The 16,964-nt window shown below is 68.6% G+C and carries 14 protein-coding genes; 6 read left to right on the forward strand and 8 right to left on the reverse strand.

From position 1 onward, the window contains the following. The first annotated feature begins 181 nt into the window (after positions 1-181). Positions 182-2,086 (forward strand): hypothetical protein, encoded by a 1,905-nt coding sequence (locus ABDZ95_RS02935; protein ID WP_343790115.1) that lies wholly within the window; start codon positions 182-184, stop codon positions 2,084-2,086. A gap of 18 nt (positions 2,087-2,104) precedes the next feature. Here ABDZ95_RS02935 and ABDZ95_RS02940 read toward each other — a convergent pair whose 3' ends face one another. Beyond that, positions 2,105-4,429, reverse strand: a complete 2,325-nt coding sequence (locus ABDZ95_RS02940) for a sensor histidine kinase (RefSeq protein WP_343790118.1) — start codon at positions 4,427-4,429, stop codon at positions 2,105-2,107. A gap of 173 nt (positions 4,430-4,602) precedes the next feature. Here ABDZ95_RS02940 and ABDZ95_RS02945 point away from each other — a divergent pair, with 173 nt between their 5' ends. Next, on the forward strand, positions 4,603-5,004 hold the full coding sequence (locus ABDZ95_RS02945) for a metallopeptidase family protein (RefSeq protein ID WP_343790121.1): 402 nt from the start codon (positions 4,603-4,605) through the stop codon (positions 5,002-5,004). A 74-nt stretch (positions 5,005-5,078) separates the two neighbouring features. After that, a complete protein-coding gene (rlmN, locus tag ABDZ95_RS02950; RefSeq protein ID WP_343790124.1) occupies positions 5,079-6,236 on the forward strand; it encodes a dual-specificity RNA methyltransferase RlmN in 1,158 nt (385 codons plus the stop codon). Here the strand turns inward: rlmN and ABDZ95_RS02955 are convergent. From ABDZ95_RS02955 to ABDZ95_RS02965, 3 genes are read right to left on the reverse strand one after another with little or no spacing between them, the layout of a single operon-like run. Beyond that, complete coding sequence (locus tag ABDZ95_RS02955) at positions 6,193-6,657, reverse strand: hypothetical protein (RefSeq protein ID WP_343790127.1); 465 nt, start codon at positions 6,655-6,657, stop codon at positions 6,193-6,195. The genes rlmN and ABDZ95_RS02955 overlap by 44 nt on opposite strands. Then, positions 6,657-7,571, reverse strand: a complete 915-nt coding sequence (locus ABDZ95_RS02960) for an acyl-CoA desaturase (RefSeq protein ID WP_343790130.1) — start codon at positions 7,569-7,571, stop codon at positions 6,657-6,659. The genes ABDZ95_RS02955 and ABDZ95_RS02960 overlap by 1 nt, the downstream gene beginning before the upstream one ends. Further along, complete coding sequence (locus ABDZ95_RS02965) at positions 7,555-7,989, reverse strand: hypothetical protein (RefSeq protein WP_343790133.1); 435 nt, start codon at positions 7,987-7,989, stop codon at positions 7,555-7,557. Before ABDZ95_RS02965 ends, ABDZ95_RS02960 begins: the two co-directional genes overlap by 17 nt. Positions 7,990-8,084: 95 nt before the next feature. Here ABDZ95_RS02965 and ABDZ95_RS02970 point away from each other — a divergent pair, with 95 nt between their 5' ends. From ABDZ95_RS02970 to ABDZ95_RS02980, 3 genes are all read left to right on the forward strand, one after another. Continuing rightward, a complete protein-coding gene (locus tag ABDZ95_RS02970; protein WP_343790136.1) occupies positions 8,085-8,399 on the forward strand; it encodes a metalloregulator ArsR/SmtB family transcription factor in 315 nt (104 codons plus the stop codon). 96 nt (positions 8,400-8,495) lie between these two features. Further along, on the forward strand, positions 8,496-8,939 hold the full coding sequence (locus ABDZ95_RS02975) for a DUF350 domain-containing protein (protein WP_343790138.1): 444 nt from the start codon (positions 8,496-8,498) through the stop codon (positions 8,937-8,939). Positions 8,940-8,943: 4 nt separating this feature from the next. Continuing rightward, entirely contained in the window at positions 8,944-9,768 is an 825-nt protein-coding gene (locus ABDZ95_RS02980; protein ID WP_343790140.1) for a S1 family peptidase, read from the forward strand. Positions 9,769-9,822: 54 nt separating this feature from the next. Here ABDZ95_RS02980 and ABDZ95_RS02985 read toward each other — a convergent pair whose 3' ends face one another. From ABDZ95_RS02985 to ABDZ95_RS03000, 4 genes are all read right to left on the reverse strand, one after another. Continuing rightward, positions 9,823-12,669 carry a M16 family metallopeptidase gene (locus ABDZ95_RS02985; RefSeq protein ID WP_343790143.1) on the reverse strand — a complete coding sequence of 949 codons (2,847 nt, stop codon included), beginning with the start codon at positions 12,667-12,669 and terminating at the stop codon, positions 9,823-9,825. A 93-nt stretch (positions 12,670-12,762) separates the two neighbouring features. Next, entirely contained in the window at positions 12,763-13,650 is an 888-nt protein-coding gene (locus tag ABDZ95_RS02990) for a hydrogen peroxide-inducible genes activator (protein WP_343791222.1), read from the reverse strand. A 208-nt stretch (positions 13,651-13,858) separates the two neighbouring features. After that, positions 13,859-16,072: a catalase/peroxidase HPI gene (gene katG / locus ABDZ95_RS02995; protein ID WP_343790146.1), complete on the reverse strand. Its 2,214-nt coding sequence runs from the start codon at positions 16,070-16,072 to the stop codon at positions 13,859-13,861. 91 nt (positions 16,073-16,163) lie between these two features. Continuing rightward, positions 16,164-16,964 (reverse strand): EcsC family protein, encoded by an 801-nt coding sequence (locus tag ABDZ95_RS03000; RefSeq protein WP_343790149.1) that lies wholly within the window; start codon positions 16,962-16,964, stop codon positions 16,164-16,166.

A 16,964-nucleotide genomic window follows, 5' to 3' on the forward strand; every position in this document is an offset into this window, starting at 1 on the left:
ACCGCCGCCTCCACCTGCGCCGATGGCGCCTCCACCCCCTCCGCCTCCGCCTCCGCCTCCTCCGCCGCCGCCGCCTCCCCCACCACCACCACCACCGCCTCCGCCCCCGCCACCTCCTCCTCCGCCGCCGCCGCCGCCCGGAGGCGCGCGTATTCAGCCGTTGGGAACGCCGCGGATTCTGGTGTCAGACAGCGCCACGATGGCCGGCGTGCGGGATCGCGTGGCCCGGAACACGACCTCCGCAACACGCTTCAAGGCGGTCGCCGACGCCTATGTGAACAACCCCAACATGTCCGGCATGAACCCGTGGCTTCTGGCGTTCATGGCACAGGCCAGCGGATCACCGGCGACGTCGAACTATTGCAGCGTCGCCGTCGCCCGGACCGATGCCTTCGTGCGGGAAGAAGAAACCCGGATCCTGGAGAACACCAACCCGCAGATCGCCGCGAACAGCTATCTGTACATCTCCGAAATCCTCGGCAGCGCCATGATGGTCTACGACTGGTGTCGCAGCCACATGACGCCAGCCCAGCGCGAGCGCTGGAAGAACTGGGGCAACCAGGCGGTTTTCAATGTCTGGAACCCGACCCAGGCGCGCTGGGGTAACCGGAGCGCCACCTGGTCAGGCTGGTCGATCAACAACCCGGGCAACAATTATTACTACTCGTTTATCGATGCGACGATGATGCTGGGTCTCGCCACCTATGGCGAGAACGACATGGCGCCTCAGTGGCTGGAGAAGTTCCGCATCGAGAAGGTCGAAAACCAGATGCTGCCGCACTTCAACAACCAGCTGGTTGGTGGCGGGTCGCGAGAGGGCACCGGGTACGGGACCGCCCTGATGAACCTGTGGCGCACCTACGACTGGTGGCAACGATCGACGGAGGAGCCGCTGGCGAACCGGACGCCGCACTCGCTGGCGTCGATGGCATGGATGCTTCATGCGATCGTGCCGACGGGCGACCGGATCCTGCCGACCGGCGACCACTCGCGGGACTCGGAGGCGCTCTTCTTCGACTATCACCGCACCTACCTGCTGGAGCTGATGAGTCTGAACCCCGGCGAACGACTGTCGGGCGTGGCGAAGACCATGCTCGGCCAGGTGTCGATCCGGGAGATGGGATACCATCCGCAGAAGGTCTTCGATCTGCTCTACGACGTTACCCCGATCGCCGCGCGACCGCTGAACTCCCTTTCGACCGCCTACTGGGCCAGCGGCACGGGCAGCTACTCGATGCGCAACGACTGGACCACCACCTCGGCCTACGCCAACTTCATCTGCGGCCCGATCGACGAGAGCCACGCCCACAACGACCAGGGCAGCTTCGTGCTCTTCAAGGGCAGCTGGATGGCCTATGACGCCAATATCGACGGTCATTCGGGCATCCTGCAGGAGCAGCGCTACCACAACTCGGTCCGCTTCCAGCTCGGGACGACCCATCTCGAACCTCGCCGATCGGGTTCCTGCAACATGGGAGGGCTGGCGAACACAACAAACTGGGCCTACGCCATGGCGCGGATCACGCCGATGTACGCTGCATCGGCAGGCATCCTGAAATCCGAGCGTGAGTTCGTGTTCATCAAGCCCTCGACGTTCGTGGTCTATGATCGAACGCAAGCCCAGAACGCCGGCATCCAGCGCATCTTTACGATGAACTTCCCGAGCGCGCCGACGATCAGTGGCGATACGGTCACTCTGGTCCGTGGGTCCAACCGGTTCGATATGACCCGGATCCTGCCTGCGGCCGCCGACTCCTCGGTCACCCTCTGGCGAAACGCAAACAGCGCCGACTTCTTCGCCGACGACACCGCTGCGCGCCTCGACGTCGTCGGCCGCGGCTTCGACTCGACCACCGAATTCCTGCACGTCATCGGCCTGGACGGCTCCGTGGCGGGCGCCGTCGCCTCCAACGCCGCCGGCCAGTCCGGTGTCGACATCAGCCTGGCGGACGGTCGCAGAGCCATCGTCCGGTTCAGCCAGAACGGAACCGGGGGGACCGTCGAAATCCGGTCGTCGAACGGCGCGGTGATCGAGACGACTGCCCTGCCGACCTCGATCCAGGCGCCGCCGCTGTTCGTGAACTGATTCCGGAGGCCGGGAGCGTCAACCCAGCCTGAGTTCCGGCGGGGCGGCGGCGCTCTCGGCTTCCAGCGGCAGGTGCAGGATGAAGGCGGCGCCCTTGCCGGGCTCGCTCTCGACCTCGGCCCAGCCGCCGTGCAGCTCGACCAGCGCCTTGACCAAGGCCAGGCCGACGCCCGGCCCGCCGCGCTCGCGCCGGACGAACCGGTCGAAGACGTGGGCCTGCAGGTGGTAGGGGATGCCGCGCCCGGTGTCCTCGACCCGGATGCGCACCTCGGCCGGACCGGCCTCGGCCGTCAGGGTCACCACACCCTCCTCGGCCACCGCGCGGGTGGCGTTGTCCAGCAGATGATCCAGCATCTGGCCGACGCGCTGGGCGTCGGCGCGGATGGGTTTGAGGTTGGTCGGGCAGGTGACCGTCAGGGTCGCACCGCGCCCCTCGATCCGTGCACGGACCTTGTCCGCCGCGGTGTCCAGAAGATCGCAGACGCGCACGTCGCCCAGCGTCAGTTCCATCTCGCCGGCGTCGATCTGGGCCATGTCCAGCACGTCGTCGATCGAGCTGGCCAGCTGGCTGGCGGCGATGCGGATGGCGCCGGCGTGCTGGCGGCTGCGCTCGGGCAGGTCGCCCTGGATCTCCAGCAGTTCGGAGTAGCCGACGATGGTCGTCAGCGGCGTCCGCAGCTCATAGGACACGCTGCCCACGAACTCGCGCTTCAGCGCCGTGCTCTCCTCCAGCGCCGCCGCCTTGGCGGCCAGCGCCTGCTCCAGCTCGCGCCGCGCGGTCACGTCGGAGAAGGCGACCAAGGTTGCGCCGTCCGGCAGCGGACGCGTCTGCCACGAGGCGATACGACCATCGGCGGTTCGGCCCTCGCCGGAGATCGGCACACGGCTTTCCGGGTCCGGATCGGCGACCCGCGCCTTCAGGCCCAGCCACAGGCTGGGATCCGGCAGGGTGGCCTGACACAGGGCCGAGATGGCGTCGAAGTCTCCGGCCGCGCGCAGCTGGTCGCCGCTGACACCCCAGAAGGCCTCGAACGCCTCGTTGTGCAGGCGGATGCGTCCATCCGAACCGAACACCGCAACCGCATCGTTCAGCTTGTCCAGCGTCGCCATCTGCACCTGCAGCTGGGCGTTGAACCGGCTGCGGAGCTTCAGTTCGTCGGTGATATCCGACAGCAGCAACAGCATGCCGCCCAGCGGGTGCGGCTGGCGCACGACGCGCAGGGTCCGGCCATCGGGCAGGGACCAGCTGTCATCCGGCGAGGCATGGGTGGAGCCGTAGAAGTCCAGCTCCTTCGCCTTCCAGCCGGCATAGTCGATCACCTCGGGCAGCAGGCGGCGCTGGCGCAGCTTGTCCAGCAGCTCGGCATGAGTCGGCCGCTCGTCAAGCCAGGCCGGGTCGATGCTGAACAGGGTCTGGAAGGCGGTGTTGTGGAAGGCCAGCCGTTTGGACGGACCGAAGATGGCGACCGCGTCGGCCAGATGGTTCAGCGTCTCGTCGTGGGCCTCGACGTGGCGGCGCAGGGTGTCCCGCGTCTCCTCGGCCTCGGTCATGTCCAGGGCGAAGGCCAACACCGCGCCCGCGCCGCCCGGGGCCGGCTCGGCCACGATCCGCCACGCGCGGCGACGCCCGCCGCCGGTGGTCCAGCGGAAGCCCTCCTGCGGCTGATGCAGCCGTCCGGCCTCGGCGACGATGGCGTCCGCGCCGCGGTCGAAGCTGAGCCCCTTCTCGCGGGCGACCTCGACGCTCTCGACCTTCATTTCGGCCAGCCAGGCGCGGTTGGCCCAGGCAAGACGACCTGCGGAATCGGTCACCCAGGTCGGCGCCGGCCAGGCGTCGGCCAGCAGGCCCAGTCCGCTCTCCGCCGCCGTGCCCACCAGACCCAGCCGCGACAGACGCAGCCAGGCGGCGCCGGCGGAGGACCGGCCCTCGACCGTCCACGCCCCGCCCGCGCCTTCCAGCACGGCGTCGAAACTCTCGCCCCGGTCCATCAGCGCATCGAGGCGCGGCCCGGCGACGCCGCGCACGGCGTCCAGCACCACAAGACCCGGATCGCCTGCCGGCGCGTCATGACTGGTCAGATCACGTACGATTGCATCCCACGTCGCCGGCGCGCCCAGCCGGACGGTGCGCCCGCCCGGTGTCAGCGCCAGTCGCACATCCTCGAAGGCCGCCAGCGCGCCATCCCGTTCGGCCCGGTCCACATCGGCGGCGGCCAGCGCAGCCTCCAGCGCCGTGTTGCGGACAGCCAGCTTCGCGCGCATCCGCGCCGCCCAGGCGCTGAGCGCCAGGGCCAGTCCCGCCGCCCCCGCGGTCGCGACATAGGCGATGTCGGCCTCGGCCATATCCGCTGACAGCTCCCGCGCTCCGATTCGGTAACCATACCTGATGGGGGGCGGGGGGCTAGGGATTAGGGATTGGGGAAGAGGGATTGGGAGGCGGGACGCACTGTCGCGGGCATAGGTCGCGGCGCCGGCGACTTCCCAACCCAATCCCCAATCCCTAATCCCTAACCCCCATGTGGAAAGACCAGCTCGCCCCCTCGCTCGACGACTTCGCCCGACTGGCGCGCGAGGCCTTCGACGCCCTGCCCGATCCATTCCGCTCGCTGGCGGGCGACGTGGTTATCCGCGTCGACGACTTCGCCGACGATGAAGTGCTGGCCGGGTTCGGCATGGAAGACCCGTTCGAGCTGACGGGCCTGTATCACGGCGTCGACATCGGCCTGCGCGACAGCATGGGTCCGGCCGCCGACCCCTCGCGCATCTTCCTGTACCGCCGCCCGATCCTCGACGAATGGTGCGAGCGCGGCGACGTGGGTCTCAGCGAGATCATCGCCCACGTCCTCATCCACGAGATCGGCCACCACTTCGGCCTCGACGACGACCAGATCCATCACATCGAGGATGAGGCGGACTGACGTTCGGCGGCCCGCCTTAAATCCAGCGCGATCTGTGGTATAAGGCCGGCTTCCCGTCATTCAGGATCACAGCCTTGAGCCTCACGCTCGACCTTTCGCGCACGACCGCCGACAAGCCTGCCGCCCCCGTCAACCTGTCCGGTCTGACGCGTGAGGGCCTGCGGCAGGCGCTGATCGACGCGGGCGTCTGCGATCCGGCCAAGGCGAAGATGCGCGCCAGCCAGATCTGGGGCTGGATCCACCACTACGGCGTCACCGACTTCGCCCTGATGAGCAATGTCGCCAGGGACATGCAGGCCAGGCTGGCCGAGCATTTCACCCTCGCCCGTCCCGAGATCGTCGAGCGTCAGGTGTCCAAGGACGGCACCCGCAAATGGCTGATCCGCACCGCGCCGGGCATCGAGGTCGAGGCGGTCTACATCCCCGATGTCGGCCGCGCCGGCGCCCTGTGCGTCTCATCCCAGGTCGGCTGCACGCTCAACTGCACCTTCTGCCACACCGGCACCCAGAAGCTGGTCCGCAACCTGACCACGGCCGAGATCGTGGCCCAGGTCCAGGTCGCCCGCGACGATCTCGGCGAATGGCCGTCGCCCAAGGAAGACCGCCGCCTGTCGAACATCGTGTTCATGGGCATGGGCGAGCCGCTCTACAATCTCGACCACGTCTCCGACGCCATCGACATCATCTCGGACAACGAGGGCATCGCCCTGTCGCGTCGCCGGATCACGGTCTCGACCTCCGGCGTGGTGCCGCAACTCCAGGCGCTGGGCGACCGCACGGCCGCCATGCTGGCCATCAGCCTGCACGCCACCAACGACGCCCTGCGCGACGTGCTGGTGCCGCTGAACAAGAAGTATCCTCTGGACCAGCTGATGGCCGCCATCCGCGCCTATCCCGGCCTGTCCAACGCGCGTCGCGTGACCTTCGAGTATGTGATGCTGAAGGGCGTCAACGACAGCCCGGAAGAGGCCCGCGCCCTGCTGAAGCTGATCGAGGGCATCCCGGCCAAGGTGAACCTGATCCCGTTCAACCCCTGGCCCGGCACCGACTACCAGTGCTCGGACTGGAAGACGATCGAACGCTTCGCCGCCATCCTGAACAAGGCAGGCTACGCCTCGCCCATCCGCACCCCCCGCGGCCGCGACATCCTAGCCGCCTGCGGCCAGCTGAAGTCGGAGAGCGAGAAGGTCAGGGCGTCGGCGTTGCGGAAGGCGGAGCAGGCGGCGGCTTAAGGCCGGCATCCAGCGTGCGTCGGAAGACCAGACCTCCCACCGCGCCTGAGATTCCGACCGCCAGCACGATCACTGCGTCGCCACGGTCTGTCATCGGTTCATGCAGAAGACCTGCCGCCAATGCGCTCGCCAAGCCAGCCGTCAGCATAGCGACCCCGTCGTTGGCGAGGCGGAGAGCCTTCGCCCCGAAGTAGGTTAGCGGACCCGCGCTAATCGCGCCGAAGAAGAAGCAGATCGAAATGAACGGCGTCATGATTAGAATTATGGCTCCCATGAATATCGCCTCGCCAACGGACGCGACGCGCATGCCTTGGGGCTGAACAACGGCGAGACACGTCAGAAGAACGGGAAGCAGCGTGGCGACCGAAATGCCCGTCGCCGCTGCCGCAGCAAGCATTGTCGCGCTGAACGACGGCTTCATCATCCCGCCTCCTGCAATGCCGTCCGCCGCTCCCCCATACCCTCCGGCGTCCGCACGTCCCACGCCAGTCCGAGCCGCTCCAGCAGCTGGATGAACCGGAAGCCCCAGTCGCTCTGGCCGGGATAGAGGCCGATCCGCGCCGAGCCGGGGAAGGCGTGATGGTTGTTGTGCCAGGCCTCGCCCATGGTCGGGATCGCCGCCCACGGCACATCGTGCGCCTGCACCCCCGCCTCCTTCACCAGCCAGGTCTGCGGCCCGCGCCGGTGCGCCAGATGGCCGACGAACCAGTGGCCGGTGACCGAGGCAGTGATCCGCGCGCAGACGCCCCAGACCACGAAACCCCAGCCGCCCATCAGATACAGGACGCCGGCGATCGGCAGCTGCTGCAGCATCCATGTCCGTTCGAGGAACCGGTAGAACCGGTCGCGCCCGACCTTGCCCAGGTCGAAGGCCGGCGGGCGATCCAGCTCCAGCCGGCAATGCATCTGCCAGATGGCGTCGATCAGCATGGGCCGCCGGTGCGCCAGATAGTCGTGACAGTCGGACCGCCGCTGGGCCCAGTCGCGCAGGTCGTGGGTCCGGATCACCCAGAACGGCCCGCTCATGCCCACGGCCGTGCCGATCCAGACCAGCATATGCTCCAGCCAGAGCGGGCATTTGAAGCTGCCGTGGATCAGCCGGCGGTGGAAACCGACCGAGTGGCCCAGCAACAGGGCGCCGCCCGTCCCGACCACGAAGATCGCCATCGCGCCCCAGCTTGCCGTCAGAGGCGCGAGCATCAGCGTCGCCGCCATCATCGATCCGTTCCACAGCGAATGAACCGGATCCCATCGCACCCGCCCCTCCACCGGACTGCATCCCGGCGTCTCGATCAGGCTGTTCACCGCGCAGGGGTCGTCATGCGTGTGCGACATCGACCCCTCCCCGGGCCCGGTTTCCGTAGGCCAGCTTCCACAGGATGTAGCCGGCCAGAAGTCCCGGCCCCGCCGCGATCACGAACGTCGTCGGGGTCCAGACGTCCGACAGATTGATCGCCCTCCCGGACGCGATGGCCAGCGGCAGGTGCGCCGCAAGCGGAGCGGCGATCCCGGAGACCAGCCCGCCGGACAGGATAAAGTCCTGCCGGCTCCTCATCCCCCGCACATGCATGAACCGCCAGACCGGCGCCGCCCCCAGCATCGCGCCCAGCATCCAGAACGGGAAGGCGAAGACGCCGAGCAACAGCCCCCAGAACCCGCCGATGAGCATGAACAGCAGGAAGCCGGTCGCAGCCGCCAGTCCGGTCGCCATCAGGATCAGCATGACCCTTACGCCGCTCCACACTCGTTTCATCGCCGCCCTCCATCACTGATTAGTATTTAAGACATCACTTAATCTCTTAAATCCCAGACTGGCAAGTGGTTCGCAAATCACTTAAATGTCGCACCATGCAACGCGTCTTCGAAGCCCTCTCCAGCCCCATCCGGCGAAAGATCCTCGCCTACCTCGCCCACACCGACCTGACGGCGGGCGAGATCGCGGCGCGTTTCGAGATCTCAAAGCCCGCCGTCTCCCAGCATCTGACCGTGCTGGAGAACGCCGGCCTCGTGACCAGCGAGAAGAAGGGCCAGTACGTCCACTACAGCCTGGCGCCGGAGAACCTGACCAACACCCTGAACAGCTATGTTCAGGAGGTCTGTCCGGTGGCCAAACCGCTGAAGAACGAGAGCGCGGCCATCCGGCGGAAACGCGCGCCGGACTGATCCAGAAACAATTGCTCACCAACTGTGGCGCCGGGACGCTTGCGGATTGGGGCGGAAAGCGGGCAATCCTCGGTGGTATCGGATCCCCGGAGCCCCATGGACTCGTCGTCCCTTTCCCGCGTGCTTGAAAGCGCCGAGGTGCAGGCCTTCGCGACCGGCTTCCCCACGACCATGGCCCATCTGGGCATCACCCTGGCGCTGATGATCGCCGGGGCCGTGATCTACGCCCTGTTCACGCCGTGGAAGGAGATCGCCCTGATCCGCGAGGGCAACTCGGCCGCGGCCGTGGCCTTCGCCGGGGTGCTGGTCGGTCTGGCCATTCCGCTGGCGGTCAGCCTCAGCGTCTCGACCTCGATCAAGGACATCACCCTGTGGGGCTTCGCCACCGTGGTGCTGCAGCTGCTGGCCTTCCGGATCGTCGACATCCTGCTGACCGGTCTGCCGCAGCGGATCAAGGAAGGCGAGGTCTCCGCCGCCGTCCTGCTGGTCGGCGCCAAGCTGTCGACGGCGCTGATCCTCGCCGCGGCCCTGACGGGCTGACGGCATGGGCTTTCGTCCGCCCGACTGGCTGATCTACTCGGCCGTGCTGGGTGCGCTTCTCGTGGCTTCACTGAACCGTCGTGAGAACGCCGACGCGCCGCCCGCGCCGCCGCCGCCCGATCCCATGGAGGGCGCCCTGTTGGGGCCGGTGACGCCTTTCGACCCGGCCGTGACGGTCCATGCGCCGGACATCCCCTTCCAGCCGAGTTCCGGCACCGCCTTCTCCATCGCCCGCGAAGGGACCTGGGTCACCGCCCGGCACGTCGTCGAAGGCTGCCGCAAGCCGGCGATCATGGTCGGCGGCGGACGCGCCGTGGCGGCCGACGTGCGGCTGGCGCCGCGAGCCGATATCGCGGTCCTGCTGACCGCTGGCGGGCCGTCGGCCATTCCCGTCAGCTCCGATGACCTGCGCGAGGGTCAGCGCGCCTTCCATCCCGGCTATCCGCAGGCGCGGGCGGGCGAGGTGACCTCGCGTCTGCTGGGTCGCGAGACGCTGAAGGTGCGCGGCCGCGGCGCACGTGAGGAGCCGGTGCTGGCCTGGGCCGAGGTCGGACGCACCGCGCGACTAGGCGGCACCCTCGCGGGCCTGTCCGGCGCGCCCGTGCTGGATCGTCAGGGCCGCGCCATCGGCGTGACCATCGCCGAGAGCCCCCGACGCGGCCGTATCTACACCACCGCGCCCGAAACCTTCGCCCCGGCCATCCGCGGCATCCAGAAGGCCGACGAGCCGCTGGCCGGCCGCATCATCACCGTCGACAACTACGGCCTCGTCGCCGACGACCTGCGTCGCGAACTCCGGGTCGCGCAGGTGGTCTGCCTGTCGGCCTGACACTAAGCCGAAATCCGGGCCCGGCTGGATTGCGTCCAACCGGGCCGATTTCGCCTATCGCAGCGCCGCCGAGTCGAGGTCCAGATCCGACAGCGGGATCACCTCGACGTTCGGGTGTTTCGCCCGGATCGCGTCGATGAACTGGGCGGAGTCGCCGACGATCACCAGGCTGGCGTTGGCCGCCGGCAGGTGTTCGGCGAAGGCCGACTGGACCTGATCCGGCGTGATGGCCTCGACCCGGCCGACATAGGCCGCCAGATCGCTCATCGGCAGGTCGTAGAGGGCCAGGCCCGCGACCGTGCTGGCCAGTCCGTCCACCGTCTCCAGACCGCTGCCGAAGCCGCCGGACAGGATGGCCTGACGGGTGGTCATCTCGCTCGCGGTCGGCTGGGTGTCCGACAGGCGCGAGAGCTCGGCCAGCACCAGCTCGGCCACCTCGGCGGCGGCGTCGTTGCGGGTCTGGGCCGAGGCGATGAAGGCGCCCATGTCCTGACGCACGCCCAGGTTCGAGCGCGTGCCGTAGCTCAGGCCGCGCTTGATGCGGATTTCCTGGTTCAGACGCGAGGTGAAGCTGCCGCCCAGCAGGGTGTTGCCCAGCGTCAGGGGGAAGAAGTCCTCGTTGCTGCGGGCGATGCTGCGCATGGCGACATAGACGGCGGCCTGACCGGCGCCCGGCTGGTCGATGACCACCACGCGCGGGGCCACGGCCTCACCGGCCGGATTCACGCGCGGCGCCGGAGCCGGCCCCGTGGCGCGCCAGTCGCCGAAGGCCTGCTCGGCCAGGGCGCGGGCCTGCTCGACCGTGATGTCGCCCGAGAAGACCAGGCGCGCGGTCTCGGGGCGATAGCGCGAGGCGTGGAAGGCCACGACGTCCTCGCGGGTCAGGCCCGGCAGGGAGGTCAGGGTGCCGCTGCCCGGCGCGCCATAGGCGGCGTCGCCATAGACCACGCGGCCGGCGGCCATGGCGGCGACCGGACCGGGCGAGCTGAGCGAGACGCGCAGGCCGTCCAGCGACTGGTCGCGCTGGCGCTCGACTTCCTCGGCGGCGAAGTCCGGACGGCGAACCAGATCGGCCATCAGGCTCATGGCGCGCGAGAAGACGTCCGACGGCGCATTGACAACGACGTTCGAGAAATCCGTGCCCGACGAGGCGCCGATCTGGGCGCCCAGCTGTTCGATCTCGGCGGCGATCTGCGGCGCCGAGCGACCGGCGGCGCCCTGGGTCAGAAGGCCGGCGGTCAGCACCGACAGGCCTGTCTTGTCGCCGTCGTCGGCCGAGCCGGCGATCAGGCCCAGACGCGCCGACACCAGCGGCATGCCCGGCTTGCGCGCGACATAGACGTTCAGGCCGTTCGACAGGGTGAAGGTCTCGACCGCCGGGGTGGCGACCTCGACCGGCGCGCCGGCCTCCGGGATCGGCGTCCGCTGCGCCTCGGGCAGCAGTTCGAACACGCGGCCGACCGGCGCCAGGTCGGCGACCTTCACCGGGGCGTCTACGTCGACGTTCTGCGCCGAGACCGGGTTGGCGTCGTCCGCCTTCAGATAGCGGATCGCGATGCTGCGCTCGTCGGTCAGATAGCGGCGGGCGACACGCTGGATATCGGCGATGGTCACCGCCTGCAGCGCCGCGACCTCGTTGTCGGCCGAGGCCGCGCCGCCGGTGTTGATCAGCGACCAGCCCAGGGCGCTGGCGCGGTCCTCGATGGTCTCGCGATCGCGCAGGGCGGCGGCGACCAGCTCGTTTTTCGCCTCGGTCAGTTCGGCTTCGGTGACCGGCGCATCGCGCAGGCGGGCAGCCTCGGCGCGCAGCGAGGCGAGACCGGCTTCGGGCGTCTCACCCTCGGCCATGATGGCGTAGGTCAGAACCGCGCCGGCCTGCTGGCTGGCGTCCAGGCTCGAGCTGGCCTGGGTGGCGATCTTCTGATCGTAGACCAGCGAGCGATACAGGCGCGAGCTCTCGCCGGTCGACAGGATGCCGTCCAGCACGGTCAGGGCCGCGCGGTCCGGATTGTCATAGCGCACGGCCGGCCAGGCCAGCACCACCGCCGGCAACGGCACGTTCGGGGCGTAATAGGTCGCCTCGCGCGGCCCGGTCGGCTCGGGCTCGCGCACGTCGTTGACCGGCAGCGGGCGGTCCGGATTGGTCAGCGGGCCGAAATACTGGTCGATCCAGCCGTCCAGCTGGGCCTGATCGAAATTGCCCGCCACGATCAGATAGGCGTTGTCCGGGCGATAGTAGGTGGCGTGGAAACGGCGCACGTCCTCGATGGTCGCGGCGTCCAGGTTCTCGATCGAACCGATGGTCGTGCGGCGATAGGGATGCTCCTGATAGATCGTCTCAGGCACGAAGACGCTGAACAGGCGGCCGTAGGGGCTGGCCAGCACGCCCTGCCGGTACTCCTCCTTAACGACGTCGCGCTCGCTCTCGAACACCGACTCGTTGACGACCAGCGAGCCCAGACGGTCGGCCTCGGCGAAGATCAGACGCTGGAGATGATTGGCCGGAACCGTCTCGTGATAGGCCGTCACATCGTCCGAGGTGAAGGCATTGTTGTTGCCGCCCACGTCCTCGGTCAGACGGTCGAAGGTCTCGTCCGGGAAGTTCTGCGTCGCCTTGAACATCAGGTGTTCGAACAGGTGCGCGAAGCCCGAGCGATCCTCCGGATCGTCCTTGGAGCCGACGCGGTACCAGACCTGCACGGTCACGTTCGAGGTCGAGGTGTCGCGCGCCGTGTAGATCTTCAAGCCGTTCGGCAGGGTCCGCTCCTGGAAGCCCAGCGGCGGAACGGTGATCCCCTGCGCAGCGGCGGCCGGGGCGGTCTGGGCCAGCGCGGGCGCGGCGGCCGGCAGGCCGAGAAGCAGCGCCGAGGCGGCGACGGTGAGGATCAGGCGGGACTTCATGGGACGGCGGCTCCGGACGCCCGGACCACCGGGCGGGCAGACCCTATCAGGGCCGGTTCGGGGCGCACCTTACAGAGTAGTAATGAAGCCGCGTCAGTCCAGCCGCAGCGCATCCGCAAGCAGCTGCGCCTCGCCTGCCCGGCTGGAGCCCGTGCGCCAGGCGACGACGATCTCGCGTCGGGGCGCCTTGGCCGCGATCGGACGGACCACCACGCCCGGCATGTCCGCCAGCCCGGCGCGCACCGCCATCTCGGGCAGGAAGCTGACGCCCAGCCCGGACGAAACCATCTGCACCAGGGTATGCAGGCTGGTGGCGGCGAAGACGTCGTCGCCTTTCGGCGCCTCGATGTCGAAGGCAGCCAAGGCCTGATCGCGCAGACAGTGGCCGTCCTCCAGCAGGATCAGGTCCTCGGCCTTCAGCGACCCCGGCGCGATCGGACCCGGCCCGGCCAGGGCGTGGCCCAGCGGGGCCGCCGCCAGAATCTCGTCGTCGCCGATCCGGGCATGGTCGATGCCGGCGGCGGTGTAGGGCAGGGCGATCACTGCGGCGTCCAGGTGGCCGCTCTTCAGCGCAGCGACCAGCCGGGGCGTCAGGTCCTCGCGAATGAACAGCCGCAGGCTCGGATAGTCCTGCTTGATGTCCGGCAGGCGGGCGGGCAGCAGGAAGGGCGCGACCGTCGGGATGACGCCCAGCCGGAACCGACCCGACAGCGGCTTGCCGGCATTGCGCGCCGCCTCGACCAGATCCTCGGTACGCGCCAGCACGTCCTCGGCCCGCCGCACCGCCTCGGCGCCGACCGCGGTCAGCTGCACATTGCCGCGCGTCCGCTCGACCACCGGCGCGCCGAGAATCTTCTCCAGCTCCTGCACCCCCGCCGACAGCGCCGGCTGGCTGACGTGCGCCGCCTCCGCCGCCCGACTGAACGAGGCGTGCTCGGCGAGCAGACGCAGGTACTGAAGCTGGCGAAGGGTGGGGAGCATGGAAGCGGACATAGGCGCTCCCTATGGTTTGAGTAAAGAGTATCGAGAATTCTGTTCCTCCCCCAACGGGGGAGGGGGACCATGCGCAGCATGGTGGAGGGGCGGCTGACCCGGTCTCGATTTAGCCAAGCCAGACCGGGTGCGCTGACACGCCCCTCCACCGCCGTACCGGCGGTCCCCCTCCCCCGAAGGGGAGGAACTTACTGCGCTACTTCAGATCGAACCGGTCCGCGTTCATCACCTTCACCCAGGCCTTCACGAAGTCCGTCACGAATTTCTGGCCCGCATCCGCCGAGGCATAGACCTCGGACAGGGCCCGCAGCTGGGAGTTGGAGCCGAACACCAGATCGGTGCGGGTGGCGGTCCAGAGTTCCTCGCCGGTCACCCGGTCGGTGCCGACGAAGGTCTCGTCGCCCTCGCCGTCGACCTTCTTCCAGCCGGTCTTCATGTCCAGCAGGTTGACGAAGAAGTCGTTGGTCAGCTGGCCCGGACGGGCGGTGAAGACGCCGTGCTTCGATCCGCCGTGGTTGGCGCCCAGCACCCGCAGGCCGCCGACCAGCACCGTCATCTCCGGCGCCGTCAGGCCCAGCAGCTGGGCGCGGTCGACCAGCAACTCCTCGGTCGGTACGTTGAACCGGACCTGCAGATAGTTGCGGAAGCCCTCGGCGCGCGGCTCCAGCACCGCGAAGCCCTCGACGTCGGTCTGCTCGGCCGAGGCGTCGGTACGGCCGGGCGTGAACGCAACCTCGATCGACTGGCCCGCCGCCTTTGCCGCCTGCTCGATCCCGACGGAGCCCCCCAGCACGATCAGGTCGGCGATCGAGACATTGAGACCCGACGACGCCTTCAGGTCCTCATAGACCTTGAGCACCTTCGCCAGGGACTTCGGATCATTGACGTCCCAGTCCTTCTGCGGCGCCAGACGGATGCGGCCGCCATTGGCGCCGCCGCGATGGTCCGAGCCGCGGTAGGTCGAGGCCGACGCCCAGGCCGTCGTCACCAATTCGGCGATCGACAGACCCGACGCCGCAATCTTCTCCTTCAGCGCCCGGATGTCGGCGTCGCCGATCACAGGACCCTGATGCGCCGGGATCGGGTCCTGCCAGATCAGGTCCTCGGCCGGCACCTCCGGTCCGAGATAGCGAACCTTCGGACCCATGTCGCGGTGGCACAGCTTGAACCAGGCGCGGGCGAAGGCGTCACCGAAATAGGCCGGGTCGGCCCGGAACTTCTCCATGATCTTCCGGTATTCCGGGTCGACCTTGAAGGCCATGTCGGCCGTGGTCATCATGGTCGGGACCTTCTTGCCGGGCGTGTGCGCGGCCGGGGCGAGGGTCTCGGGCGGATTGCCGACCGGCTGCCACTGCTTGGCGCCCGCGGGCGAGCGGACCAGCTCATACTCATGGTCCAGCAGCATGTCGAAATAGGTCATGTCCCAGGTGATGGGGGTCGGCGTCCACGCGCCCTCGATCCCGGACGTGATGGTGTGGTCGCCGATGCCGCTCTCGTGGCCCGACTGCCAGCCCATGCCCTGCTGGGCGATGTCCGCCCCCTCGGGCGAGGCCCCGACCTTGGACGCATCGCCCGCGCCGTGAGCCTTGCCAAAGGTGTGGCCGCCGGCGGTCAGGGCCGCGGTCTCCTCGTCGTTCATGCCCATGCGGGCGAAGGTCTCGCGGATGTCGCGGGCCGACTGCAGGGCCTCCGGCACGCCGCCGGGACCTTCCGGGTTCACATAGATCAGACCCATCTGGATCGCCGCCAGCGGAGCCTCCAGCGCGGCGTTGTCCTCGGGACGGATGCGGGTCTTGTTCGCCTCGTCGCCGACCCAATTTTCTTCCGTGCCCCAGTAGACGTCCTTCTCGGGCTCCCAGACATCGGCCCGCCCGCCGCCGAAGCCGAACACCGGCCCGCCCATGCTCTCGATGGCGACATTGCCGGCCAGGATCATCAGATCGGCCCAGCTCAGGTTCGCGCCGTACTTCTGCTTGATCGGCCACAGCAGGCGGCGGGCCTTGTCGAGGTTGCCGTTGTCCGGCCAGCTGTTCAGCGGTGCGAACCGTTGCTGGCCCGCGCCCGCGCCACCGCGCCCGTCACCGGTGCGATAGGTGCCGGCCGAGTGCCAGGCCATGCGGATGAAGAAGGGGCCGTAATGGCCATAGTCCGCCGGCCACCAGGGCTGGCTGTCGGTCATCAGCGCGTGCAGGTCGCGCTTCACAGCGTCATAGTCGAGCTGCTTGAAAGCCTCGGCGTAGTTGAAGCCGTCGCCCATCGGATCGCCCGACTTTCCCTGCTGGTGCAGGATGTCCATCGTCAGCTGGTTGGGCCACCAGTCGCGGTTGGTCCGGCCCAGCAGGCTGCGCAGCGCCGCCGGCTCCTTGTTGGGATCGTTGAGGGGGGTCGCGCCGCCAGCATTGCCGTCCATGGTCTCGTCTCCCTGATGTTGTGGGAGCCAGCCTATGACCACGTCGCGAGTAGGGGAAATCGATAAACTTTGTGGTCGCCAACAGCAGAAGTTATGGAACCGTGGCGCTTGAGAACTTTCCGCTCTCCGCCATCCACCGCATCCGGCAGGCCATGATGGCGGTCTCGCCCAGTCGCTCGACCAGCCGCCAGTTGACCACCGCTCCGATGGGCGCGCCGACCACGGGGATCAGCTGGGCCATCTTCGCCAGGTCGATGTAGTCCCGGTACTCGATCTGGAAGGTGCGCCAGTCGTACTCGGTGATCTCGACCGGCTGATCGATGTCGGCCAGCCAGTTCTCCAGATCCTTCAGCGCCTCGGGCCGGCGACGGGCGCTGGCGAAGGCGAGGTGGAAGATGTGCAGCACGAACAGCCGTTCGCGCAGCGATCCCCCGCCCCAGCCATAGGCCGCGACGATGTCGCCCAGCATCCGCACCTTGATCGCCATCAGGGCCGGGAAGTCGGCGGCGGCCAGCACGAAGCCGCCGGCGCCGGCCACACCGCCCTCGACGCTGGCGGTGTTGCGATAGACCCTGATCGCCGCGCGCGCCCGCAGCTCCCGCGTCGCCAGCGAGCCTTCGGGCGCCGGCTTCGCCTTCAGCAGGTCGCTGCCGAACAGGATGCCCTTGGTCATGGCCTCGACGCCGGCCGTCACGATCGTGTGCACCCGCTCGGGAATGATGCGGTTGATCCGGTCCTGCGTGCCGCGCGTCGCCTTGTCCCACAGGTTGGGCGGCCTCAGCACCTTCTCCCGCCAGGCGGCGACCTCGGCACGCACGGTCGTCTCGTCCGCGATGGCGATCAGGCCTTCGGGGACGTCGTCGGCGGGTACGATTTCGGCAGGCGGGGTCAC

This window comes from Brevundimonas kwangchunensis (genome assembly GCF_039523815.1).
GTDB classification, from domain to species: domain Bacteria; phylum Pseudomonadota; class Alphaproteobacteria; order Caulobacterales; family Caulobacteraceae; genus Brevundimonas; species Brevundimonas kwangchunensis.

Excerpts from the sequence above, each read along its gene's own strand:
- ABDZ95_RS02940 (WP_343790118.1), bottom strand. The coding sequence starts at position 4,429 with ATGGCCGAGGCCGACATCGCCTATGTCGCGACCGCGGGGGCGGCGGGA.
- ABDZ95_RS02945 (WP_343790121.1), top strand. The coding sequence starts at position 4,603 with ATGTGGAAAGACCAGCTCGCCCCCTCGCTCGACGACTTCGCCCGACTG.
- ABDZ95_RS02955 (WP_343790127.1), bottom strand. The coding sequence starts at position 6,657 with ATGAAGCCGTCGTTCAGCGCGACAATGCTTGCTGCGGCAGCGGCGACG.
- ABDZ95_RS02960 (WP_343790130.1), bottom strand. The coding sequence starts at position 7,571 with ATGTCGCACACGCATGACGACCCCTGCGCGGTGAACAGCCTGATCGAG.
- ABDZ95_RS02965 (WP_343790133.1), bottom strand. The coding sequence starts at position 7,989 with ATGAAACGAGTGTGGAGCGGCGTAAGGGTCATGCTGATCCTGATGGCG.
- ABDZ95_RS02970 (WP_343790136.1), top strand. The coding sequence starts at position 8,085 with ATGCAACGCGTCTTCGAAGCCCTCTCCAGCCCCATCCGGCGAAAGATC.
- ABDZ95_RS02975 (WP_343790138.1), top strand. The coding sequence starts at position 8,496 with ATGGACTCGTCGTCCCTTTCCCGCGTGCTTGAAAGCGCCGAGGTGCAG.
- ABDZ95_RS02980 (WP_343790140.1), top strand. The coding sequence starts at position 8,944 with ATGGGCTTTCGTCCGCCCGACTGGCTGATCTACTCGGCCGTGCTGGGT.
- ABDZ95_RS02985 (WP_343790143.1), bottom strand. The coding sequence starts at position 12,669 with ATGAAGTCCCGCCTGATCCTCACCGTCGCCGCCTCGGCGCTGCTTCTC.
- ABDZ95_RS02990 (WP_343791222.1), bottom strand. The coding sequence starts at position 13,650 with ATGCTCCCCACCCTTCGCCAGCTTCAGTACCTGCGTCTGCTCGCCGAG.
- katG (WP_343790146.1), bottom strand. The coding sequence starts at position 16,072 with ATGGACGGCAATGCTGGCGGCGCGACCCCCCTCAACGATCCCAACAAG.